20 protein-coding genes are annotated in these 23,309 nt (G+C 70.2%); 6 read left to right on the top strand and 14 right to left on the bottom strand.

What is annotated here, in order from left to right; translation table 11 throughout:
- Nucleotides 1-47: 47 nt before the first annotated feature.
- Complete coding sequence (locus VGK78_RS19520) at nucleotides 48-1,367, bottom strand: hypothetical protein (protein WP_331529409.1); 1,320 nt, start codon at nucleotides 1,365-1,367, stop codon at nucleotides 48-50.
- Between the two features lie 425 nt (nucleotides 1,368-1,792).
- Here VGK78_RS19520 and mobF point away from each other — a divergent pair, with 425 nt between their 5' ends.
- On the top strand, nucleotides 1,793-4,381 hold the full coding sequence (gene mobF, locus VGK78_RS19515; protein ID WP_331529408.1) for a MobF family relaxase: 2,589 nt from the start codon (nucleotides 1,793-1,795) through the stop codon (nucleotides 4,379-4,381).
- A 3-nt stretch (nucleotides 4,382-4,384) separates the two neighbouring features.
- On the opposite strand, the gene VGK78_RS19510 is transcribed toward mobF, so the two are convergent.
- Nucleotides 4,385-5,062: a helix-turn-helix transcriptional regulator gene (locus VGK78_RS19510; protein WP_331529407.1), complete on the bottom strand. Its 678-nt coding sequence runs from the start codon at nucleotides 5,060-5,062 to the stop codon at nucleotides 4,385-4,387.
- Between the two features lie 72 nt (nucleotides 5,063-5,134).
- Here VGK78_RS19510 and VGK78_RS19505 point away from each other — a divergent pair, with 72 nt between their 5' ends.
- Together VGK78_RS19505 and VGK78_RS19500 are read left to right on the top strand one after the other, a co-directional pair.
- Nucleotides 5,135-5,362 (top strand): helix-turn-helix domain-containing protein, encoded by a 228-nt coding sequence (locus VGK78_RS19505; protein ID WP_331529406.1) that lies wholly within the window; start codon nucleotides 5,135-5,137, stop codon nucleotides 5,360-5,362.
- A 60-nt stretch (nucleotides 5,363-5,422) separates the two neighbouring features.
- Entirely contained in the window at nucleotides 5,423-6,583 is a 1,161-nt protein-coding gene (locus VGK78_RS19500; RefSeq protein ID WP_331529405.1) for a site-specific integrase, read from the top strand.
- Between the two features lie 144 nt (nucleotides 6,584-6,727).
- On the opposite strand, the gene VGK78_RS19495 is transcribed toward VGK78_RS19500, so the two are convergent.
- The 6 genes from VGK78_RS19495 to VGK78_RS19470 all read right to left on the bottom strand — a co-directional run bounded on the left by VGK78_RS19495 (nucleotide 6,728) and on the right by VGK78_RS19470 (nucleotide 11,415).
- Nucleotides 6,728-7,048 carry a hypothetical protein gene (locus VGK78_RS19495; RefSeq protein ID WP_331529404.1) on the bottom strand — a complete coding sequence of 107 codons (321 nt, stop codon included), beginning with the start codon at nucleotides 7,046-7,048 and terminating at the stop codon, nucleotides 6,728-6,730.
- Nucleotides 7,049-7,437: 389 nt separating this feature from the next.
- A complete protein-coding gene (locus VGK78_RS19490; protein WP_331529403.1) occupies nucleotides 7,438-8,574 on the bottom strand; it encodes a protein kinase domain-containing protein in 1,137 nt (378 codons plus the stop codon).
- Entirely contained in the window at nucleotides 8,567-9,040 is a 474-nt protein-coding gene (locus tag VGK78_RS19485; protein ID WP_331529402.1) for a hypothetical protein, read from the bottom strand. Before VGK78_RS19485 ends, VGK78_RS19490 begins: the two co-directional genes overlap by 8 nt.
- 319 nt (nucleotides 9,041-9,359) lie before the next feature.
- Nucleotides 9,360-10,277: a 1,4-dihydroxy-2-naphthoyl-CoA synthase gene (locus VGK78_RS19480; protein WP_331529401.1), complete on the bottom strand. Its 918-nt coding sequence runs from the start codon at nucleotides 10,275-10,277 to the stop codon at nucleotides 9,360-9,362.
- Between the two features lie 248 nt (nucleotides 10,278-10,525).
- Nucleotides 10,526-10,684, bottom strand: a complete 159-nt coding sequence (locus VGK78_RS19475) for a hypothetical protein (protein ID WP_331529400.1) — start codon at nucleotides 10,682-10,684, stop codon at nucleotides 10,526-10,528.
- Nucleotides 10,685-10,794: 110 nt separating this feature from the next.
- Nucleotides 10,795-11,415, bottom strand: a complete 621-nt coding sequence (locus VGK78_RS19470; RefSeq protein ID WP_331529399.1) for a maleylpyruvate isomerase family mycothiol-dependent enzyme — start codon at nucleotides 11,413-11,415, stop codon at nucleotides 10,795-10,797.
- A gap of 66 nt (nucleotides 11,416-11,481) precedes the next feature.
- Here VGK78_RS19470 and VGK78_RS19465 point away from each other — a divergent pair, with 66 nt between their 5' ends.
- A complete protein-coding gene (locus VGK78_RS19465; RefSeq protein ID WP_331529398.1) occupies nucleotides 11,482-11,925 on the top strand; it encodes a nitroreductase family deazaflavin-dependent oxidoreductase in 444 nt (147 codons plus the stop codon).
- 36 nt (nucleotides 11,926-11,961) lie between these two features.
- On the opposite strand, the gene VGK78_RS19460 is transcribed toward VGK78_RS19465, so the two are convergent.
- From VGK78_RS19460 to VGK78_RS19440, 5 genes are all read right to left on the bottom strand, one after another.
- A complete protein-coding gene (locus VGK78_RS19460) occupies nucleotides 11,962-12,570 on the bottom strand; it encodes an amino acid-binding protein (protein WP_331529397.1) in 609 nt (202 codons plus the stop codon).
- Between the two features lie 20 nt (nucleotides 12,571-12,590).
- Complete coding sequence (gene recD, locus VGK78_RS19455) at nucleotides 12,591-14,369, bottom strand: exodeoxyribonuclease V subunit alpha (RefSeq protein WP_331529396.1); 1,779 nt, start codon at nucleotides 14,367-14,369, stop codon at nucleotides 12,591-12,593.
- Nucleotides 14,366-17,686 carry a UvrD-helicase domain-containing protein gene (locus VGK78_RS19450; protein WP_331529395.1) on the bottom strand — a complete coding sequence of 1,107 codons (3,321 nt, stop codon included), beginning with the start codon at nucleotides 17,684-17,686 and terminating at the stop codon, nucleotides 14,366-14,368. The genes recD and VGK78_RS19450 overlap by 4 nt, the downstream gene beginning before the upstream one ends.
- Entirely contained in the window at nucleotides 17,683-21,045 is a 3,363-nt protein-coding gene (gene recC, locus VGK78_RS19445) for an exodeoxyribonuclease V subunit gamma (RefSeq protein ID WP_331529394.1), read from the bottom strand. Before recC ends, VGK78_RS19450 begins: the two co-directional genes overlap by 4 nt.
- 107 nt (nucleotides 21,046-21,152) lie before the next feature.
- A complete protein-coding gene (locus tag VGK78_RS19440; RefSeq protein ID WP_331529393.1) occupies nucleotides 21,153-21,296 on the bottom strand; it encodes a hypothetical protein in 144 nt (47 codons plus the stop codon).
- Nucleotides 21,297-21,425: 129 nt separating this feature from the next.
- On the opposite strand from VGK78_RS19440, the gene VGK78_RS19435 reads away from it, so the two are divergent.
- Nucleotides 21,426-22,082, top strand: a complete 657-nt coding sequence (locus VGK78_RS19435) for a response regulator transcription factor (protein WP_331529392.1) — start codon at nucleotides 21,426-21,428, stop codon at nucleotides 22,080-22,082.
- Nucleotides 22,083-22,101: 19 nt separating this feature from the next.
- Nucleotides 22,102-22,605 (top strand): DUF6328 family protein, encoded by a 504-nt coding sequence (locus tag VGK78_RS19430; RefSeq protein WP_331529391.1) that lies wholly within the window; start codon nucleotides 22,102-22,104, stop codon nucleotides 22,603-22,605.
- On the opposite strand, the gene VGK78_RS19425 is transcribed toward VGK78_RS19430, so the two are convergent.
- On the bottom strand, nucleotides 22,577-23,299 hold the full coding sequence (locus VGK78_RS19425) for a phosphatase PAP2 family protein (RefSeq protein ID WP_331529390.1): 723 nt from the start codon (nucleotides 23,297-23,299) through the stop codon (nucleotides 22,577-22,579). The two genes, VGK78_RS19430 and VGK78_RS19425, sit on opposite strands and share 29 nt — an antisense overlap.
- Nucleotides 23,300-23,309: the final 10 nt, after the last annotated feature.

The following is a 23,309-nucleotide window of genomic DNA, read 5'->3' as shown; positions in this document are numbered from 1 at the left end:
GCATCCGCGCGCATCCGGATCCTCACGCGCAGTTGATCGGCGGACGCTCACGCCGTGCCATTCAGGGATGGTCGCTTTGATCGCACCGCCTCTTCCGCCGCGCGCTCTGCTCGATGGAGACGGTCAGGCGGGTCATCAGGTGGTCGCATCAGATAGCCCACGCCGTCTGTGCCTTCGAAATGGTCAACCCAACTGGTGAACTCACGATCAGATCGCCAACCGCATCCTCCACAGACCGTCGAGCTGTACGCACCTGCCTCCGGCTCGTCCACGACCTCAAGGTCCTCGTCCAGCCGGTACGAACCGCACCGCCGACAGCGCTCAGGCTCACCCTGCTCGCGTCGGCGCAATAGGCGTCCGAAGGCTGTGAGAACGTTCGCGGTCGCTTCAAGCACGACGTCGGCATCATCTGGGGTCGCGTTGCTGTTGTGCTGAAGCCAGACAGTCAGATCCCAAGTCTTCTCAGCCAGCGCCTTCAGGTAGGAGCGAACACGGCCATCGGACAGCCGCTCAGCGAAGATGGTTGACCAGCCCTTGAAATCCGCAGCCTTCGGTGGCTCCGCGACTTCACCCACCCATTCGTCGCCAGCATGATCCTTGGCGAGAGCGATCAGCGCATCGCGACACTTGATACCCACTGACTGGAAGTCCTCAGCCTCTCCCGCTGAATCCATCGTGGCTACGGCCTGGCGGAACCTGCGCCAGGAGCCCGAGACATGCTCCTCGTGATCCTCATCAATCTCGGTACGGCTGCGCTCCGCCATGAACACATCCAGCCCGAGGTGAAAGATCAGCGCCTGCTCAACCTCGGGGAAGTCGGTCTGTAGATAGAGGTTCGTCGGATGAGTGATCACCCACCAGCGGGTCTTCTCGCAATGCACGTCATACATGTCGTGGACGCGCCCGAGCATTCGCCGTGAGCCGATCTTCTGCACAAGTCCAGCTTGGTCGTCCGCGTGCGACTGACTGTTGACGTATTCCCGGATGTACCGGGCCTCGTGCTCGGGGAGGTCAACCACAGCCATACGCTGCCACAGGACCGTGTACTCGGCCGAGCGGTGGGCCGGATCGCGCCATGTGCCTGCATTCGGCAAACTGATCCCGTGGACTGGCGAGTGAAGACGTTCGAGCCGGAGGCGATTGAGGCATTCGCCTTCCTGGGCGAACGTGGCTTCGATCAGAGCGCCGAGCACGCACCCGACTTGGGGCGTCGCCCAAGCAGCATCACAGTCAGGTTTCGCAGTGAAGAGGCGATGGTCGAGACCACCCTCGCCATGGCCTTCGCTGGCGAGGACAGCGTCGGCACTACAGTCCAGACCCTCGATGGCCAACATCAGTTCGGCCCCACGGCCGCCCATACCGGCCATGAGATGAGGAAGGCGCTACGACAGCAAGCCGGTGAGGCTCGACGCGCGCTCGAGCGTTGACGGTACTCGGGGTCATGCCCGTGACGGGCTGGGAGATCCGAGGGCAGGGGTAGCCAGGTGCCGTTCGCCAGCGTCGGCGAAGGACGGGAGTTCCGGCGCGCTGGCCGTTGCCCTCCGCCACACCTCCGCCTCCCCGACTCCCATCCCTCCACCTCTCTCAAGCCTTCATCCCTTTCCACCAATCACCATCACCTCCCCTTCAGCCACCCACTTTTCCTCCCTTTCCACACCCCCATTTCAGTCGGCACGCATGCTACGAAGGATCGTAGGAATCAAGGCCGAAAATGGCCTGTGACCTGCGGATATGTGGTTATCGACGGTAGTCGACGGACGTTTGTGCGGGGGTGATTCGCGTGCACGGCGGAGTGAAGTTCTACCGCGGCGCAGCGAAGGCCGCCCGCGCCTACGTCGAGCGGGACCGATCCCGGGCCGATGACTACTACCTCGCCGAAGGCAGCGGCGTCGCCGAGCGCTTCGCCGCCACCCCGGACGGCGTAGAGCACAAGGGCTCGATGGACGGCGACACCTACGAGCAGTGGGTCGCCGGGATCGACATCGACACCGGCGCCAAGAAGGGAAGGCTGCTCACGGACGAACACGCGCTGAGGTTCGTCGAAGTCACCGTCAACGGACCCAAGACCTGGTCGCTCGCAGCCGCGCTGCACCCCGAGATCTCGGCCGCGCTGGACGCCGCCCAGGACAAGGCGGCGAACGAGATCGTCGGTTGGGTCGCGTCGCACGCGACCACCCGTGTCGGGCCGCGAGGACGTCAGGTGCAGGTTCCCGTCGAGAAGATCGAGGCCGCCGCGATTCGGCACTACACCTCCCGCACCGGAGACCCGCATCGCCATCTCCACCTCCAGATCAATGCCCGCGTGTACGCCGCCGGCGGCTGGCGCGGCCTCCACTCGGTCGGCTTCCGGGACTCGATCGAGGCCATCAATGGCATCGGACACGCGGCAGTCGCGACCGATCCCGAGTTCCGGTCCGCACTCGCCGTGCGCGGGCTCACCATCGATCCCGAGACGAGCGAAATCCGCGAGCTGATGTCGTACGTCGGCGCGTTCAGCGCGAGAACCTCACAGATACGGCGCAACGTCGACAACTACGAGGCCGAATGGCGAAGCGAGCATCCCGGCGAGGAGCCAGGACCGCGACTCCGAGAGGCGTGGGATCGGCGGGCATGGGCCGAGGCTCGTCCAGACAAGGTCGTCCCCCGCGACGGACGAGAACTGGTCGAGCGCTGGAACCACGAGCTGCGGGAGCTCGGTTACCGCGATCCGACAGGGGCCGTGCAGCTCAGGGGCACGCAGCCCGGGCGGATCGACCGGGATGCCGCCGCAGCCCTGATCGTCTCCTTGCTCGGATCGAACAGGTCGGCGTGGAACGAGGCGGATATCCGCGGGAAGACCGAAGTCCTGCTCGCGCAGACCTGTCTGCTTGCCGACTCTGCCGTGCGGGTCGAGTTGGCCGAGGACATCACCGCGCGCGCTGTCGATCGCTGCCACCGTCTGCTGACTGGAACCGGCGTACCTGAGCACGTCCGGTCGCTCACGTCCCCGCACGTGCTCGACGTCGAGGCAGACCTGATCTCGCGCCTTTCCCGACGCTCGACGCAACCGGCAACACGGGCCCGCATTGGCGCCCGCGCCATAGACAGGATCGATCCGACCCAGGCTGCAGTCGTCGGCACACTGGTGGGCGACGGCGAGCTGATCGTGGTCGAGGGCGCCGCCGGAGCCGGGAAGACCACTGCGCTACGGACGACCCAGGCCGTCCTCGCGCGACACGGGCATCGGCTGGTCGTCGTGACGCCCACGTTGAAGGCAGCCGAGGTGGCCGCAGGCGAGACCGGCGCGGACGGTCATTCGGCTTCCTGGCTGATCCACCAGCACGGCTGGCGCTGGGACGACGATGGCCATTGGTCACGACAGGACTCGACACCTGATCCGGCGGCACTCCTGCGGCCCGGTGATCTCCTGCTGATCGACGAGGCCGGGATGCTCGATCAGGACACGGCCCGAGGACTCCTGACGATCGCCGACGAGGCCAGGGCCCGCGTCGCGTTCGTTGGAGACCGACACCAGTTGCCTGCCGTCGGCCGCGGCGGCGTACTCGACCACGCCATCGCATGGGCTCACCCAACCGCGGTCATCTCGCTGGAGAAGGCGCACCGATTCGCTGATCCCGATTACGCGGCTCTGAGTCTGCGGATGCGAAAGGGCGGCGACCCGGCGAGCGTGTTCGACGAGCTGAACCGCCGCGGACAGATCGTCGTCCACGCCACTGACGTTGAGCGCACCGCCACGCTTGCCGAACTCGGTGCCGCCGGTGACCTCGTCGTCGCTGATCGCCGGGATCAGGTCGCCGACCTGAATGCCGCGATTCGCGACGAGCGGCGCAGCGCCGAGCGGGACGAACCGGTCGTCACGACCGCTGGCGGTGAGCAACTGGGCGTCGGCGATCGGGTCGCCACCCGGCGGAACGAGCCGGACCTCAAGGTGGCAAACCGACAGACCTGGGCCATCGCCGCCATCGACGAGAACGGTGGGCTCTTGTTGCGCGGCGGCGGGCGCGAGCGACAGGTCCCGGCCGAGTACGCCGCTCGGCACGTCGAGCTCGCCTACGCGACGACCGTTCACGGCGCCCAGGGCGACACGGTAGACCGCGCACACGTTGCGCTGAGCGACACAACGGGAGCGGCCGCGGCGTACGTCGCCATGACCCGCGGCCGCGAGAGCAACACCGCCCACCTCGTGGCCGAGTCCGTCGATGACGCACGGCAGCAGTGGGTCGACGCCTTCAGCCGCGATCGCGCCGACCTTGGACCGTCCCGCGCCCGACGCCAGGCAATCGACGCGATCGACCGCTACGGCACGGCTGCCCGGCGCCGCCCCGCTCCACCGCCGCCGCCAGCCGTCGCCCCAGTCCACGACCACGGGCTCTCGATGTGACGCCTACGAACTCGGAATCGCGCCTTGCCACCGCTTCGGCAGAGGCCAGCCGAGCTTGAGTTCCCCGGCCATCCACTCGCTCGCCCCACCGGGATCGATGGCCTTCCCGTCCTGGGACCTGGTCGCTTCGTCGATGAGTGGCTGCCAAGCACTGCGTACCGCGGCGGGCAAGGTCAGGTCCGCCCAGGCCTGGAGCAGCAGGATTCCGTCGACCGAGGCCTCGATCATGTTGTGGAGGCCGTGTTGCAGGACGAGCTCGTAGTAGTCGATGCGCTCGCTCGTCACTGACAAGTCCCAGGTCCGGGTGAATCGCTTCCAGTCGCGCGTGGCGTCGGGAGGGAAGAGGAATTTGAGGGCCTGCACCTTGGCGAAGCACTTGGGGATGGGCACCGTCCACAGCTTGTCCGGCACCCAGAACGAGTCGACCCCGCCATCCTCGACGAGGTCCCAGAAGACCATCGGTCTGGCGTCCAGCTCGTGGTCAGCTGAGTCGAGGAGTCGCTCGACCACGTCCAGCGTCGGGGACTTGCGGCGGCGCTCGTACTCCGAGATCGACGACTGTTGAGTCCGCGCGATCTCGGCCAGACGGCGCTGGGATAGGCCCGCCGCGCGGCGGGCGGCCTCGATGACGGTCCGAGAGGACATCTCTCGATGATCGCTGATCATCGATTGGAATGCCATGCACACCTCACGGATGAGGCGGAGCCGCCGCCTCGCGACCCACCCGGGTCGCATCCATCGAGGAGAACCGTCATGACCGCACAGCCCTCCGTCCCCAACCCGCGCAAGAACCTCGGCGACGAGATGCTCACGCTCAACGAGACCGCCGCGCTGCTCCGCGTCCCCGAGAACACGCTCCGCTACTGGCGGGTGACGGGCGCCGGCCCGCGCAGCTTCAAGGTCGGCCGCCACGTCCGCTACTGGAAGGCCGACGTCGTCCTCTGGCTCACCGAGCAGATGAACCGCCCCCAGCACCACTGAACGTCTCGTCGGCCGTCGCTGGCCGGGCGCATCATGAAGATCTCTCGGAAGGAGACAGCCATGGGCTGGGTCTGGAAGGAACGTCAATCCTGGCGCGGGTCGTACCGCGACGAAGCCGGCAAGCAGCACACGAAGTCGTTCAAGAGGCAGGTCGACGCCAAGCGCTGGATCGCGACCGAAGAGGCGAAGGTCGTTCGCGGCGACTGGATCGACCCCGCCGCCGGGAAGGTGACGTTCGCGGCCTTCTACGCCGACTGGGCGCCGAGGCAGGTCTGGCTCTCGTCGACGCGCGAGAACGCGGACCTCGCCACGGCAGGCGTGACGTTCGGCGACATGCAGCTCCGATCGATCCGGCGCTCGCACATCGAGGCGTGGGTAAAGAACATGACCTCCCGGCTCGCACCGACGACGATCGACACGAGATTCACAATCGTGCGCGGCGTCTTCCGCGCCGCCGTTGCGGATCGGCTGATCGCCAGCGACCCAACGGTCGGTGTCGTCCTGCCGCGGAAGCGGAAGGCAGAAGCGGCAATGCGCATCCCGACCCACGCCGATGTGGCGAAGCTGCTGAACGCCGCCGAGCCACCTCGGCGGCCGCACTCGCGGCCCGGCTTCACCGCGTACGTCGCGCTGTGCGCCTTCGCCGGCCTCCGCCGCGGCGAGGCACTCGGCGTCCAAGTCGGGGACGTCGACTTCCTCGGCCGCACGCTGCGCGTCACTCGCCAACTGCAACGCGCAAAGGCTGCTGACATCGCGGCCGGGAAGGACCTCGTCAACGCGGCGGGCGGGATCACGGTCGTGGCGCGTCGACCGAAGTACGAGTCCGAGCGCACGATCTACCTGCCCGACGAGCTCATCGCGATCCTTTCCGAGCACGTCCGCGAGCACACGCCGACCGGGATGCCTGACCGCTGGCTGTTCGACGACGACGGCAAGCCCTGGCACGACAACCTCGTCGACTACCGCTGGCGCTCGACCCGCACCGACGCCGGACTTACCCACAAGCTCCACGACCTCCGGCACTACTTCGCCAGCGGCCTCATCGCCGCCGGATGCGACGTCGTCACCGTGCAACGCGCTATGGGTCACGCGTCAGCGACAACGACGCTGAGCACCTACGCGCACCTGTGGCCAACGGCTGAGGACACGACCCGCGCAGCAGCATCGGGAATGGCTGCAGCAGTTCTTGCCAAGGTCCTGCCACGCAACAAGGCCCAATAGGCTTCAGACAGGCGATGGTGGGCTACGCCGGGCCACCGGGCAGTTGGGACTGGCTGAGTGCTCCGCGTACTTCTCCTGGTTGGCCGGGGCCCTGCGGGGCTCGTCGGCTCTTACCTCTGGCGGCGCGATCGAGTTCTGACGCTCCTATCCGGCAGTTCGAGGACCGGGACGGTGGTGTGGGAAGTCGATGACGTCCCCGTCTGCTCCGAGAACAGCGTCCCCGACCGTTGCGAGCCGGAACTTGCGGATCATCAGCGAGAGCTCGTCGGCGGTGAAGTCAGCGTTGAGTAGCAGCGCAGCGAGAAGCTCGCGTCGGTTTGTCTTCTCGCCAACCTCAGCGGCCCTTTCGACCAGCTGGTCCAGGCGCATATCGAGCGGCAGCGGCCAGCGGAACCCGAACTGACGTTCCGGGCAGTCGGCGAGGGAAACCTCGACGTTCTGCGGGGTGTGTCGCCGGCCGTTCATGTCGGTGCCCGTTCCTACTCTAGATATATGTCTGTCAGAGGTCTGTCTGATCTCATCGTCACCATCATGGCTGCCGGTGAGGTTGTTGCGCTACCCGCGGACGATCAGCGGTTCCTTCACGCAGCTCTGGTTGATCTCGCCGACGACGCTGGGGACGCCGCCGAACGGGTCTGGCGCAGGCACGGGGGCCGACCGGACACGCTTGCTGACCCCGGTGTGATGCGTGCTGTTCCTGGGGTTCGACCGGCATTGTGGGAGGCCGTGGGCGCGAACCTGCTTACGGCTCACGAGAACTCGGACGGATCCGGGGATTACCGACTGACCCCAACGCAGCGCGCGAACGCAAGCCGGACGCTGTTGCGCCTACCTGCCGCTGAGGTCGCCGTGCTTCACCGAGTCGGCGCGTCCTGGGCCTTGCGCTCGACCTCGCGGAAGAACGTGGCCAAGGGACCCGGATCGCCGGCAGCGACTCGCCGGGTCAAACTCGCGTAACCACGCCAGTCGGCCGAACCGCCGTTGCGCCAGCCAGCGGTGAGCTGCACCAGACCCTTGTACTTGCCGGACTCGATGGGCTTCGCGGTGACACGGAAGACCCGTGCCCGCCGGGTCGGCACCCCGGGTGGGTAGGTGCCATCCCACGTTCCCACGAGGCCTGTCCCGTCGGCGCGCTTCCAATCGACGCATGATGCGCTGGCCAGGGATCGGAGGGCGGCGGCAGCGCTCTCGGGCCGGGTGTCGGCGGCAATGGCTGCTAGGCGGCGGACGGCACGTGCCACCTGAGGCGGCACCCATGGGGCTGGGTCGTAGAACCGGTTGGGCAGCGCACGCCGACCTTCGGCGAGACGCCGTTCCATGGCATCGCCGTTCTGCTCGTCCCAGGGGATGGGTCCGTTGAGCATCTCGAGGGCGAGCAACCCGACCCCGTAGATGTCGGACCTCACCGTGACGTTTCCGGTCGCGAATTCGGGTGGCCGGTACGCCAAGGTGCATCCCGAGGCCGGCGCCTGGCCGGAGGTGTCGAGCTCCGCCGCGCTACCCAGGTCGCCGAGGTACCCGCGGCGTCGGTCAGCGTCGAGCATCACGTTCCCAGGCTTTACATCGCGGTGGAGCAGCCGGTGGTCTTCGTGCATGTAGGCCAGCGCGTCGAGGACGTCGGCGCTGATCCGGATCGCGTCCGCGACCGAGAACTGGTGACCTTCCTCGAGCGCGGTCGCGACGCTACGGCCCTCGTGGTAGGTCGTGGTGAAGGTGACGACCTTCAGCGAGGGGTCGAACCCCTCGTCGAACTGCGCCTCCCAGATCCGGACGAGGTGGTCGTGCTTCAAGCTCGCGAGGAACCGTGGCTCTGACTTCGCGATGCCGCCGATGAGTCCGAACGTGTCGATGGTCTTGGAGACCACCTTGATGCCGAGGACCTCGTTTAGCCAGAGCCGGGACTTCCCGCTGGTTCCTGCTCCGACGGTCTTCAGGAATGTATAGGTCGGCCCGTCGAGGTACTCGCCGAGCAGCGGGGCCGCGTCAGTCATTGCTGAGCTCCTTCACCGCAGCCAGCGCGACCATCGCGGCCAGGTCGCGCTTGCTCGGACCCCAATGGGGCGCAAACCTCTCCCCGACGACGTCACTGTGGGTGGCGAGACCACCCTTCCTCGGCAAGGCGAGGAGACCTCGGATGGTCTGACGGGCCTTCCGTTCGACCGGGATGCCCTCCGCGTTGCACGCGAGGATGAGAAGCGTCTCCACAGTCGCGCGGAGCAGGAACTCGCTGTACCCCGCCCGATAGGACGACTCCGGCGCCACCAGCCAGACCTCGTCCGGGCGGTGACGGCGCAGCACTCGAGCCAAGTCCTCCTGGGTGCGCTCCAGCGCCTCCCCGGACTCCAACGCCGTGGGAACCGCGACGCGGAAATCCTCGCCGATGTCGTGGAACCCGTCTTCGCCGGCGCACGCAAACCACAGGACGCCGCCTGCTGAGTGCGCTCCGAAGACTTTCACGCCGACCATCTGACCACGTCAGGCAGGCGATGCTCACCAGAACGCCGACGACCGTCCGCGCAGTTAGCTCGCGGATGGCGCCCCGGCGGACCCTGCGGAGGGCTTCCCGAGCGCTGGTCAACTGTTCAACCAGGTCGTCGGCAGCCTTCGCTGCCTCCGCCGAATCGACGAGGCGACCCAGCAGCACCTGGCGGTCGATGAGCAGAAGGTCGCGGACAAGGCCGGAGCGGCAGCTTCAGGAATGGCGTCGGCAGTTCTTGCCACGCATCTGCCACGCACGAGGCCTCCTCAGGCCTCTGACCTGCGCAAACGCGTCCGCTCAGTAGTACCAGGGAAACGGCGACCAGTCGGGGTCGCGCTTCTCGAGGAACTGGTCGCGTCCCTCCTGCGCCTCGTCGGTCATGTAGGCCAGCCGGGTGGTCTCGCCGGCGAAGAGCTGCTGGCCGACGAGGCCGTCGTCGATCAGGTTGAAGGAGTACTTGAGCATCCGCTGCGCGGTCGGGCTCTTGCCGTTGACGAGACGGCCCCACTCCAGCCCGGTCGCCTCGAGCTCGGCGTGCGGGACGGCGCGGTTGACGGTGCCCATGCGGACGCCGTCCTCCGCGCCGTACTCCTGGCCGAGGAAGAAGATCTCGCGGGCGAGCTTCTGACCCACCTGCCGGGCGAGGTACGCCGACCCGAAGCCGCCGTCGAACGAGCCGACGTCGGCGTCGGTCTGCTTGAAGCGCGCGTGCTCGCGGCTGGCGACGGTCAGGTCACAGACCACGTGGAGGGAGTGTCCGCCGCCGGCGGCCCAGCCCGGCACCAGGCAGATCACGACCTTGGGCATGAAGCGGATCAGTCGCTGGCACTCCAGGATGTGGAGCCGCCCGAGCTCGGCCTTGTCGACGGTGTCGGCGGTCTCACCGTCGGCGTACTGGTAGCCGGACCTGCCGCGGATGCGCTGGTCGCCGCCGGTGCAGAACGCCCACTTGCCGTTCTTCTCGCTCGGCCCGTTCCCGGTGAGCAGCACGCACCCGACGTCGCTCGAGGTCCTCGCGTGCTCGAGCACGCGCAGCAGCTCGTCGACGGTGTGCGGGCGGAACGCGTTGAGGACGTCGGGCCGGTCGAACGCGACTCGGACCGTGCCGTGCGCCTTGGCCCGGTGGTAGGTCAGGTCGGTGAGATCGGTGAACCCGGGGACGTCGTCCCACTGCTCGGGATCGAAGATCTCGCTGACACCGTCGATGGCGCTCATAGCGCGAACCTACCGGCCGGATGCCGTCAGCGACCGCGCTGCTGCCTCCAGCCGATCGCCACGATGATGAGGATCGCGATCACCACGATCACGGCCCGAGGACCGGACATGGGCAACCCTTCGTCTGGTCAGGAACGGGTGGCGCACTGGAAGTGCCAGCGCCCGTCGTTGCCGAGCGCGACGTCGAGCTCCCGATCGGCGAGCGTGGCCGCGGCCGTGCGGTCCAGGAAGACCCGTGCGTCGTCGTACTAGGCCACCACGTCGCCGTCCTTCGGCTTCGGTGCGGGCCGGACCCTGAGCACCCGGGTGCTGCCGACGGCGATCCGGAGGCCGGCGGACGGTGGCAGCGCGGGCCGGGTCGGGATCTTGCGGATGACCTCGTGCGCCTGGTCGGAGAGCTTCAGCACGATGACTCCCTTCGCTCGGTTCCTTCCGATTTATATCGGAATCCGAGATATCTCAAAGGGTCGTGCGGGAAGCGTCACCAACCGTTCTCGAATGGTTGACGATTCGTGACCTACGACTGGGACTGCAGGGTCTCGACGCCGGGCCCGGCGAGGTCGGCCAGTGCGCTCGTGCGCCCGGTCATCGCGAGCAGCAGCGACAGCATCGGTCCCTCGGCGGCCGGCCCGGTGCCGTGCGACCAGTCGGTGTCCGTCGCCTTCAAGGTGACCCCCGCGATCCGCTTCTTCGACCCGATCAGGATGTTCGAGCCCCGGTAGAAGTCGGCGACCGCGACCACCGCATCCATGGGGTAGGTGCGGCTGAGTCCGAGCGGACGGCGTACGTCCTCGGCGTGGACGATGGTCTCGCCGAGCCACGACGTGGTCGGGCCGGGCGGGCCGGTACGCCGGTCGCGCACCGCTCGTAGGTGCTTCAGCTCGGCCGCCGGGTCGGCCTCGCGCTTGTCCGCGATCTCCCGGGCGGTCATCTTCTGGAAGTCGAAGCCGCTGGCGATCATCTTGCCGGCGAACTTCGGCGGGGTCATCTCGGCGGTGGCGATCATGTGCGCCACCGCGTCCCGGACCGTCCACTTCTCACACAGCGACCGCGTGTCCCAGGCCGCGTCGTCGAGGCCGGCCAGGTCGTCGGCCAGAGCGCCGCGCTCAGACGCGACCACGCTCCACATGTCCTCCATGCAGGAAGTCAAGCACCGCGGGCGCGCCGGAGGAATGGGGCGGAGGTGCCACTGGTTGAACAGGACATGGCACTCGAAGGCACCTACGAACCCAGCGCGCAGCAGTGGGTCCGCGACCAGGTGGCGGAGTTCGAGGCGTCTGAAGGCGCTCGGGCGAACACGCTCCGCGACACCGGCGACCCGATCGTGGTGATCACCTCGGTCGGGGCGAGGAGCGGCAAGCTGCGGAAGAACCCGGTGATGCGGGTCGAGCGGGACGGCACCTACGTCGCGATCGCCTCCAAGGGCGGCGCCCCCGATCATCCGGAGTGGTACCACAACTTCGTCGCCCACCCCGAGGTCGAGCTCCAGGACGGCGCCGAGAAGCACACGTACGCCGTACGCCTCGCCGAGGGCGACGAGCGCGAGGACTGGTGGGACTACGCGGTCGAGACCTGGCCGACGTACGGGGAGTACCAGAGGAAGACCGACCGAGAGATCCCGGTGTTCCTGCTGGAGCGGGCTGCCTGAGCGGTTGATCGCTCTGCTGCCGGACGCAGCTGCGCCCTACGACGTCCGCGCGATCGAGGCGGCCAGCCCGACCAGGTGACCGAGCCGGGCCAGCTCCGAGTCGAGGAACTCCGGTCCACCCCGGCGTCCGATCGCCACGACCCGGCCGTGCCCGACCGGCGCGATCGCGAGCAGGTCGTCACCGACGGTCTGCCGCTCCACGCCGAAACCTGGCTTGAGGTCGATCGAGGGCGGCGCGCCCTGGCTCGCGCACTCGATCTCCGGGCCGCCGTCGGTGAGGGCGATCCGCGCCGCCCACTCGCAGCGGAACGCCACCGGCAGGGCCTCCACCAGCCGGTCGAGCGCGATGTCGGGGTCGGCCGTCAGCGACTCGACGACCTCGAGGTCGGGGAACAGGTTGCCCCCGGCGAGGTAGCGGCTGATCCACAGCACTCGGACGCCCTCCACGGCGTTGCAGGCCGACACCACCGAGTCGGGCATCGCGCCCTCGACCACCTCGAGCAGGACGTCGTCGACGTCCGTGCCGTCGAGGCCCTTCTCGACGATCTCGATCGCCTCGATGTCCCCACCCGCAGCACCGATGGCCGTCGCGAGCCGCCCCAGCGACCCCGGCACGTTCGGCAGCTCCACCCGCAACAGCAGCATGCCTCGACCCTAACCACCCGTCACGAACGCTCGGCCCGGTTTTCCGCCCCGTGGGCGAGCCGCCCGGCCAGCCCGCTCGCCCGCTGCGCCGGTCGCTGCACCGCCAGGCGTACGGCGTCGGGCGTGGCCACCACGGTCACCTTCCGCTCGGCGCGGGTCACCGCGGTGTAGAGCAGCTCCCGGGTCAGCAGACGCGAGTCGTCCGGTGGCAGCAGCACGGTGACCTCCTCGGCCTGGCTGCCCTGGCTCTTGTGCACCGTCATCGCGTGCATGGTCTCGACGTCGGTGAGCCGCGACGTGGCCAGGTCGCGATGGTGTCCCGGCATCGCGATCGCGGCTCGGACCCCGTCGCCGCCGGCGACGACCACGCCGGCGTCGCCGTTGAACAGGTCGAGGCCGTAGTCGTTGCTGGTCAGCAGCAGCGGCCGCCCGGCGTACCACTCGTGCCCGCCGCCGATCGGCAGCCCGGTGCGCTCGGCAAGCGACCGCTCGACCAGACGGTTCCAGTGACCGACCCCCCACGGCCCATCGCGGTGGGCGCACAGCAGGCGGTGCTGCTCGAGGATCGCGATCGCCCCTGCCGCGTCGCCGGACGACGCAGCCTCACGGAGACGCAGTGCATGGCGGACCAGGCGCTCGCGCAACCGGGCGAGGACCGCCGGATCGGAGGCGTCGAGCAGCTCGACGTGGCCGCCGCCGGCTGCGAGCAGGTCGACCACGCGGTCGGCGTTCCCGGCGCGGACCGCCTCGGCCAGGCCACCGATCTCGGGACCGAAGCGGTGTGAGGTCTCCAGCGCGGTGACCACGCCGGCGCCGCGACGGCTCAACCCGTCGACCAGGTCGGCGAGGACCGCACCCGCCTCGACCGAGGCCAGCTGGTCGGGGTCGCCGACGAACACCAGCCGGCAGTCGGACCGCACCGCCTCGACGAGGCGGGCCATCATCGTCAGCGACACCATCGATGTCTCGTCGACCACGATCACGTCGTGCGGCAGCCGGTTGCGGCGGTCGTGGCGGAAACGGTTTCGGCTCCCCCGCTTCCAGCCCAGCAGCCGGTGGAGCGTACGGGCGGAAGGCTCGCCCACTGCTTCGCGGTGGTCGTCGAACGCCGGCCCCGCGAGCGCCGTGCGCACCGCCTCCTGGAGCCTGGCCGACGCCTTGCCGGTCGGCGCGGTCAGTGCCACTCGGAGCGGTCGGTCGGACTGGTCGGCCAGCAGCGCGAGCAGTCCCGCCACCGCGGTGGTCTTGCCGGTCCCCGGCCCGCCGGTCAGCACGGTCGTCCACTGCCTGGCGGCGGCCAGGGCCGCGGCGCGCTGCTCGACGTACCGCTCGCCGAAGAAGGTCGCGGCCAGCACCTCGAGCCGCGAGTCGTCCACCACCGGCGGCGGCAGGGAGAGCCGGGCGACCAGGTCGTCGCGGACCTGACACTCCTCGCGCCAGTAGCGATCGAGGTAGAGCACGCCGTCCTCGACACGCACCACGCCGGCCCGGGCAATGCTGCTGGCGGCGACCTTGTCCAGCCACTCGCGGCCCGGCCAGGCCAGACCGTCGGGCAGTGGGTCGGAGGTGAGCCCGGCCATGTCGAGGCAGACCGACCCGTGCCGCAGCGACCGCACGGCAAGGGCGACGGCCAGGGCCACGTCGTCGTCGGGCTCGGCGGCGAGCGTCCGGATGCGGTGGGCCGCATGGACGTCGGCCGCCTCGACCACGCCCGCGGCGTTGAAGCGCCCGAGCACACCGGTCATCCCGAGCGCGTAGCGACGGTCGCGCGGGTCGTCTGTCGCGAAGGGCTCGATCACGGCACCGCCCCCCGCTCTGCACCCTCGAGCAGGTCGCTGAGGTCCGACACCAGGGCAGCCGGCGGTGACCAGTCGAAGATCCCCGCGACGTGTCCGTCGACGACCGGTGTCTCGCGCCCGCACATGCCGCGCAGGAAGAGGTAGAGCACGCCGCCGAGGTGGCTCTCCGGGTCGTACGCCGGGAGCCGCCACCGCAGGAAGCGGTGGAGCACGACGGAGTAGAGCAGCGCCTGCAGCGGGTAGTGGCTGTGCAGCATCGCCCCTGCCATCTCTGCGCGTCCGTAGTCGGCCGAGGTCACGGGGGTGCCCGGCTCGCCGAGCAGGTTGGTCTTGTAGTCGACCACGACGTACCGGTGGCCGGCGTCGGCGTCACGAGCGCCGGGCACGCGCAGGACCACGTCGATCGACCCCGACAGGTAACCCCGCAGGGCCTGCTCACCGAGCGGACCGACCAGTTGGTCGGCGTAGGACGCGAGCGGGTCGTCGGTGGCCAGGTGCGTGCGCAGGAGCCCGGCCACGTCTCCCAGGCGTACGCCGGCTCTGGAGGCTGCGGGCCGGTCGCCCCCGGTCAGCGGGAACTCGAAGTCGAGCTCGCACAACCGGTCGCGCAGCGGGATGTCGACCAGCCGGAGCCCGGACGCCAGCGGACCGAGCGGGGTGTGCTGCGAGGGCAACAGGGCGTCGGCGATCTCGTCCGGCTCGACACCGACCGGCCACCAGTGCAGCTGCTCGCGCGTCTGCGCGAGGAGCTCGTCGCGCAGGTCGGGCGCCTCGGGGTCGGCCAGCTCGAGGACCCCGTGGACCAGGCTGCCGAGGCTCGCCCCGGACGGCAGCTCGGCCATCGGCGACGGGACTCCCGGATGGGTCTCGGTCGCGAAGGCTGCCGGCTCCTCCGCGTCGTACTCGTCGTCACGCGGCTCGACCTCGGCCTCGGAGCTCACCCCCGTCGGCTGCTCCTGCACCCGGATCAGGCCGGAGTACGACGTGCGGCGCCACTCGGTGTCGACGTCACGGTCGAAGACCCTCGCCGCAAGCTCACCGACCGGGTCGGCGACGGCCGCCGGCGCCCCGGACGAGATCACCGAGAGCTCCGGCGACGGACCACCGAGCTCGTCGAGGAGCCCCAGGATCTTGGTGACGTACGGGTCGTCCTTCACGCCCTGGCTGTCGGGCACGTCGGCCTGCCCCGGCTGCCGCCCGAACAGCAGCCGGTGCAGCCCACCGTCGGGGGTGTTGCGGGTCGGCGCCCACCAGGTGACGACCTGCGACTGGGCGCGGGTCAGCGCGACGTAGAGGTCGCGCAGCTCCTCCCCCGCCTCCTCGCCGAGATGGGCCCGCTCGTGCTCCGCCCACACGGAACCGCCGCCGGCGACGTCGAGCATCCGGGTGCCGTCGGCGTCGTGGTAGCGGGCGACGTCGACCGGCCAGACGTACTTCATGGAGACGAAAGGGAGGTGGACGACGGGGTACTCGAGCCCCTTGCTCTGGTGCACCGTCGTGATCTGCACCGCCGCGGCGTCGCTGTCGAGCCGTCGCACGCGCTCCTGCGAGGAGGCCTCGCGTTCCGAGCGCAGCCACTCCAGGAGGCCCGTCAGCCCGAGGTGTTCCCGGCGGGAGGTCTCGTGCAAGGTCTGGGCGACGTGCCGCAGGTCGGTCAGCAGACGCTCGCCGCCGACGGTGCCCAGCACCCGGGCGGTCAGTCCCCGCTCCTCGGTCGCCTCGAACAGGGCGGCCACGCCCCGACCGCGCAGCAGCAGTGCCCAACCGCGCAGACGGTCGGCGATCTCGTCGGTGAGCGCGTCGCCGCCGGCATCGAGCTCGGTCAGCGTGCGGCCCAGGAACGACGTCAGCGCACAGGCCCTGACCCGGCCGGCGCGGTGCGGCTGCTCGAGCGCCTCGAGCAGGCACAGCCACTCGTCGCCGGCCGGAGAGGTGAGCAGCTTGGTGCCACCACCGACCACGGCCGGCACGCCGCGGTCGGCGAGCGCACGGCGTACCAGCTCGGCCTGTGACCACTCGCCGACCAGCACCGCGACGTGCCTGGCCTGGATCGGCTCGCCGTCCCAGGTCGCGTCGGAGGCGAGCAGCGCCGCGATGTCACCGGCGCAATCGGTCGCGATGTGCCGCCGCGCGTCGTCGGCCCGGATCAGCCCCTTCGCCAGCTTGAAGCCCCGCCGCTCCACCTGGCGCAGCCGGAACGGCGAGGGCGACGGCGCGCCCACCAGTCGCGATCCCTGATGGGCGGCAGTGACGTCGCGGACCACGATGCGCTCGTCGCCGAGTGCGGCGCCGCGCAGCACCACCTGCAGCCGGGACAGGAGGTCGGCGTCGCTACGGCGGTTGACGTCGAGCGTGGCCTGCGTGGTGGCCGTCGCCGCCGCGCCCAGATAGGTGACGACGTCGCCACCGCGGAAGGCGTAGATCGCCTGCTTCGGGTCGCCGATCAGCACCATCGTGGCGTGACCGGAGAAGGCCCGGTCGAGCACCTCCCACTGCTTCGGGTCGGTGTCCTGGAACTCGTCGACCAGCACGATCCGCCAGCGCTGCCGCATCCGCTCGCAGGCGGGTGCGTCGTCGGAGATCAGGGCGTCGGCGAGCCGGCCGAGGAGGTCGTCGTAGGACAGGATGCCGAGGCGCCGCTTGCGGCGGTCGATCTCGTCGCGCACCTCGGTGGCGAACGCGACCCGCTGCCCGGCCTCCGACTCGGGGCGTTGTCCTGAGCCTGTCGAAGGGTCGTCGACCGCGGCCAGCCGGGCGTGGGCGTCGCCGACCACGGTGTGGGCGAGGGTCAGCGCCGTCGCGCGCGAGAACGGCGGGTCGGTGGTGAGCTGCCCGAAGCACCGGAGGTAGACGTCGTCGACCACCTCGGTCACCAGGTCGTCGAGCGACTCCACGAGTGCCGCCCCGGTGTCGGTGTCGCCGGCGACGCCCAGGGAGCGGAGGACTGTCTGGCAGAACTGGTGGGTCGTCGCGATCGTCGCCGAGTCGAACGACGCGAGCGCGTCGCGCAGGCGCCGGTGACGGAGCTCGACATCGCGCTCCAGGAGCGTGGCGACCACGGGGTGGTCGCGGTCGGCCGACGCGGGGTCGGCGAGAGCGCGCTCGGCCTGGACGAGCTGGTCACGCACCCGCTCGCGCAGCTCCTGGCTGGCCGCGCGTCCGAAGGTGATCACCAGCAGCTGGTCTAGCGGCACGCCCTGCTCCGCGACGTACCGGGCGACGAGGGCGGCGACGGTGAACGTCTTGCCGGTGCCGGCACTCGCCTCGAGCAACGTCGTCCCGGTCGGGAGCGGGCCAGCCAGGTCGAACGACTTCACCAGCTGCCCTGCTCTGCCTCGATGAGGGGGGTCCAGACGCGCATGGCGAGGGCTCCGAACCGCCCGGTCTCGCCCGGGAACTCCTCGCCCTCCACCGGGGCGTCGGCGACCTCGGGCGGCTCGTCGATGCGGCCCCAGATCTTCAGCACCGCCGGCTCGGACTGCTCACCGGGGAACTTCCCGTCCCTCCAGTCGTAGCCGGCCTTGACCAGCGCGTCGGGGACGTCGGCATGAGCACGACGAGCGCGGGCGTAGCCGAGCGAGGCCTTCAGCGGGAGAGGCAGCGGCGCCCGCAGTCCGTGGTCGCGCAGGGACACGAGGTCACGGAGCAGGTCGCGCGCAGTGTGGTCGAGCGGCCCGAGCAGCGAGGTGGCGACGTCGTGACGGGAGCGGCTGTGTGGCCGGCCGATCGTGTGCGCCGTCCAGTTGTGGTCGTCGTCGGACGCGGCGAGCGCGAGCAGGTTGACCCACGACGCGATGCGGTGCTTCGCGCCGAGCCGGGAGTAGGTCACCGGCACCAACCGGTCGCCGTACACCTCCGGCACGGTGCCGACGAGCCGGCGACCGCCGCCGAGGTCCACCGCGACATCGACGGCGCGGGGTCTCGTCGTCCGCAGCTCGGAGGCAGCCATGTGCAGCGGTCCGGCCCGGTCGAGGATGGAGCCGAGCATCCGCCAGCCGAGCTGGCCCGGCGGCAGCTCGCCGCGGCGCCACTCGCGCTGCTTCACCACCGAGGGGTCGAGTCCGGTGAGGAGGTCGGTGAGCACCCGGTCGCCGACGGCCCACTGGGCGAGGCTGTCGATCTCGACCGGGAGCGCGGCCTCGGGCTGGTCCTCGTCGGCGGGCAGCGCGACGTCGGCGCCGTCACGCCCCAGGAACCCCTTGACCGGGTCGGTCCAGAAGCGCACCAGGTCGGCCAGCGACACATCGTCCGCGTCGGTGCCGACGAGGGGACCGTCGAGGAACGGCACCGCCGGCGTGCGCGGCCCGGTCGCCGCGCGGGCCCCGTCGGCCGCCGCGGCGTCGAAGGAGAACGTCGTCCCCGGAACCAGCCCACCCGGTGACACGTTGCGTGCGTCGAACGGCTGCAGCGGGTGGCGCACGATGACGGCCTCGGAGACCGCGCGGCCGTCGGCCGTGGATGCTGTCGTGTCGAGGGCGTCGAGCACCTCACCGAGGGGTACAGCGGGTGGCCGCGGCTGTCCGGAGAACTCGTTGGCTCCGGTGTAGGTGATCACCAGCGTCTGCGTCGCCGCCAGGATCGCGTCGAGCAACAGCTGGCGGTCCTCGCTACGGGCGTCACGCTCGCCGGTCATCGGGTCGCGGGCGAGCGCGTCGTCACCGTCGACCGACCCCTGCCGGGGGAACACCCCGTCGTCGAGCCCGAGCAGGCAGACGACGCGGTGCGGGACCGACCGCATCGGCACCATCGTGCAGACCGTCAGGGTGCCGGTGCGGAAGTTGGCGCGGGTGGGTCGGCCGGCCAGCCGGTCGGACAGCAGCGCGCGCACGTCGGGCAGCCTCAGGTCGACGTCCCCGAGACCGGCGGCCGCGCGCCGCACGCGACCAAGCTCCCGCTGAACCTGGCCGGGCTGCCAGCCGTCGAGGGACGACACCGCGGTCAGGGAGGCCACGCCGTCGTCGAGCGCGGCCAGCCAGTGCTCGAGGGGATGCCTGCCGGTGAGCCGGTCGGTCGCGATCCGCAACCGGTCGACGTACTCGGTCAGGCGGCCGACCAGGTCGACCTGGGCGCTGCCGACGTCGTCGAGCGGCAGCGCGCGGTCGAGCCACGCGGAGGAGTCGTCGGAGAGCGCGACGCCGGTGAGGAGTCGGTCCAGCCCGAACTCCCAGGTGTTCGCGACGTACGACGAGAGGCCGAAGTCGGCGCGGTGCTCGGCGTCGAAGGCCCACCGGACCCCGGACTCACGCGCCCAGGTGTCGAGCTGCTCCAGGTCGTCGTCGCTGAAGCCGAACCTGCGCCGCACCGGCTCGGCGCGCGCGAGGTCGAGCACCTGCGTCGCGGGCGCGCGGCCGCCGGCGATGTCGAGCAGGGCGCGCCCGACCGCGAGCAGCGGGTTGGTCTGGACCGGCGAACGGTCGGCGAGCCGCACCCGCAGCCGGTGCGCCGGGTGTCCGGCGGCACCGACGACGTCCCCGAGCCCGAAGCCCGCCTCGACCAGCGGCGCGTAGGTGTCGACGTCCGGGCACATCACCAGCACGTCGCGCGGCTCGAGCGTGGGATCGTCGGCGAGGAGGCCGAGCAGCACCTCGCGGAGCACGTCGACCTGCCGCGCGACCCCGTGGCAGGCGTGCACCTGGACCGACCGGTCGTCCGGAGCCAGCGTGCGCCCGGACGGCCGCGCCTCATCGGCGGCGAGGTCGGCCTGCAGCCATCCGAGCAGGGTGTCCGGGGTGACCGGCCCCGGCTCCTCGGCGTCGCTCGCGGGCTCGGCGGCAGCCAGCGCACGCTGGAGCTCCCGGGTGTCGCGGCCCAGGCTCGACAGCAGTGGATGGCGCACCACCTGGTGGCTGTCGTCGGCGGACCGTTCGACCGCGCCGGCACGACCGGCGAGCGCGTCCCACAGGGCCGGCGACGGGTGTGGCAGCCAGATGTGGACGTCGCGTCCGCCCCCGAGCGCGGTCAGCAGCTCGATCTCCGTCACCGACAGCCGGGTGTGGCCGAACAGGGAGAGCCGGATCGGGAGGTCGAACGCCTCCGGGTCCTCCCGCAGCAGCTCGACCGTGTGCCGGTGGCGCGCGAGGGGTGACGGGGCGTCGACCCGCTCGACCAGCCGCCGCCAGAGCTGGGGCTGCCAGGCCAGGTCGCGGGGGATCGGCCGACCGTTGCCGTCGGTGTCGTCGCCTGCCGACCAGGCGGCGACCAGCGACGGCCGCTGCCCGGCGTACGACGCGAACAGCCCGGCGAGCCGACGGGCGACCGAGAAGCGGCGGCCGAGCCGGAGGTCGGCCTCCTCGCCGGACTGACCGTGACCGAGGTGACGCGCGAGCGTCTCGGCCCATGGCTCGTCGAGACAGGCGTCGAGCACCTCGAGCAACGGCCAGGTGAGAGCGTCCGGCGCCCACGGGTCCTCGTCCTGCGTGCCCCTGCTCTCGCTCGATCGCAGCTCGGCGACCAGTGAGCCGGGCGACCGGAACGCCACGGCGGCACAGACGCCGTCGCCGGACGGTCCGGCGCCGAGCACGTGCGAGAGGCGCTGGCTCAGCCACCGCTCCATCCCACGCGCCGGCACGACGACCAGCTCGCTCGCGAACGGGTCAGGCAGCGGAATCGCCAGGAGCCGGCCCAGCCCGTCGGCCAGCGCGTCGGCGCGGACCGCTCGGTGCAGGTGGAGGCTCACGCGCCGACTCTAGGACGGACCGGCGACGCTCGTTCCGCGCTCCGGACACACCACGACCCCCGCCTCTCGGTTGCGGGGGTCGCAGTGGGATCGGATGGACCGGGGGGTCAGTACCAGCGACGCCGGGTGCCACCCACGGGGACGAAGTTCATGACCAGCCCGACGATCAGCAGGATCAGACCGAGGATCCAGAGCCAGCCGAGGCCGATGATCAGACCGATGATCAGCAGAATCAATCCGAGGATCGCCATGTGGAAACACACTCCCTACTTCTGGCCACCGAGAGGTGGGTCGACCACAACGGTTCCCGGAGTGCGGGGCCTTGCATACACCCCTACAGGTGAGCACGTGTGGCGTGGTCGGGCCCATACTCGTCCGCGGTGACCATCCGACTCGCGATCGTCAACGACTACGAGGTCGTCGTCCACGGCCTCGCGTCGATGCTGCGCTCGTACGCCGACCGGATCCAGGTCGTGGAGGTCGACGCCAACGCCCATCCGACCGCCAGCGTGGACATCGCGCTGTTCGACACCTTCGCGCAGAGCTTCCGTGACCGGGAGCGGATCGCCCGGCTGGTGAAGGACCCGCGGATCGCCAAGGTCGTCGTCTACACCTGGAGCGCCGACGACCCGTCGGTGGCGGTGGCGAGGGTGCCCGGCATCTCGGCGTACGTCAGCAAGCGGCTCGCCGCGTCCGACCTGGTCGACGCCCTCGAGCGCATCCACGCCGGCAAGCCGGTGCGGCTCCAGGACTCCGGCCACGGTCCGCTGGTCGGCGGAGACTGGCCGGGGCGCGAGGAGGGCCTGACGGCCCGGGAGTCCGAGGTGTTGTCGCTGATCACGCAGGGTTTCTCGAACAACGACATCGTCGAGACGACGATGCTGTCGATCAACTCGATCAAGTCCTACATCCGCTCGGCCTATCGCAAGATCGGCGTCACCTCACGGTCGCGGGCGATCCTGTGGGGCATCGACCACGGCTTCCAGCCGGACCGGAACCGGCTCAACAGCGACCAGCTGGCGCGCAACGAACGCTAGGGTGCGACGAGGAGGCGACATGGCCACCACGTCACCCGGGTCATCCGGTTCGCCCGGCTCACCGGGATCCGACGGGCGCAACGAGTCCAAGAACCAGCGGCTCGACCGTAACTGGGGCGAGCTGCTCCAGGAGCTGAGGATCACCCAGACCGGGCTCCAGCTCCTGTCCGGCTTCCTGCTGACGCTGCCCTTCACCCGGGTCTTCGAGGGTCTCGACCCCAGCCAGAAGGGCCTCTACCTCGGCCTGGTCGTGGTCGCCGGCCTGGCGCTCGGGCTGAACATGATGCCGGTGATGCTGCACCGCCGGCTCTTCGGCGCGAGGGTCAAGGACCGGGTGGTCGCGGTGGGGCACGTCGTGAGCCAGATCGTGATCGCGGGAGTGGCGGTGCTGGTGACCGGTATCGCGACCCTGATCTTCTCGGTCGTCATCAACTGGGCCGCCGGCCTGGGCGTCGCGGTGTTCCTCGTCGCCGTCCTCGGCACCCTGCTCGGGATCATCCCGAAGCGGTTCGAACCACGCTGAGTCGCGCGTCATCCGGATGGCCCGCGGGCCGTCCGGGCAGCAGCATCCGGGCGCACAGCAGCAACCACAGCGCGGCGTACACGAACGCGGTCAGCACGTCGCTGACGTGGTGCGCGCCGACGTACAGCCGAGCGAGCATGGTGTACGCCGGCACCACGACCAGCAGCACCAGCAACGGCTTCGCGACCCTGGTGTACGCCCAGAGCAGCGCGGCCAGGACGCCGCCGATCGCCGTCGCCGTCCCGGTGTGGCCGGACGGGAAGCTGGCGTCCTGGACCAGCCCGGCCTGAAGGATGCGCACGGGCGGTCTCCGGCGCGGATCGAGCGTCGTGCCGGCGAGGTAGAACAACCCGAGCCCGGCATCCAGCACGCCGACGAACACCAGCGGCCACCAGGTACGCCGCCACACGGCGAAGACCAGAGCGAGAACGACCAGTGCGATGCCGCCGACGTACGTCTCGCCGATCAGGGTCCCGCCGTCCGCGATCCGGGTCAGCACGCTGGTCCGCTGGTCGGCGAACCAGCGGTTCACGCCGTTCTCGTGCCGCATCGTGCCGGCGAGCGGATGGGTGAGCAACCAGCCGACCGCCACCGTCGCGGCACACAGCACGACGAAGCCACCGACGAGGTCCAGAGCCGTCCTCCCGAGTGGTCGTCCGGTGGGTGGGGCGAACCTGTCGGAGACGGCGGGCATGCGCCGGATT

Origin of the sequence: Nocardioides sp. (genome assembly GCF_036503465.1) — a bacterium.
Classification (GTDB): Bacteria; Actinomycetota; Actinomycetes; order Propionibacteriales; family Nocardioidaceae; genus Nocardioides.
The sequence above is the reverse complement of the archived record's forward strand: the minus strand, read 5'-3'. Positions and strand labels throughout refer to the sequence as shown.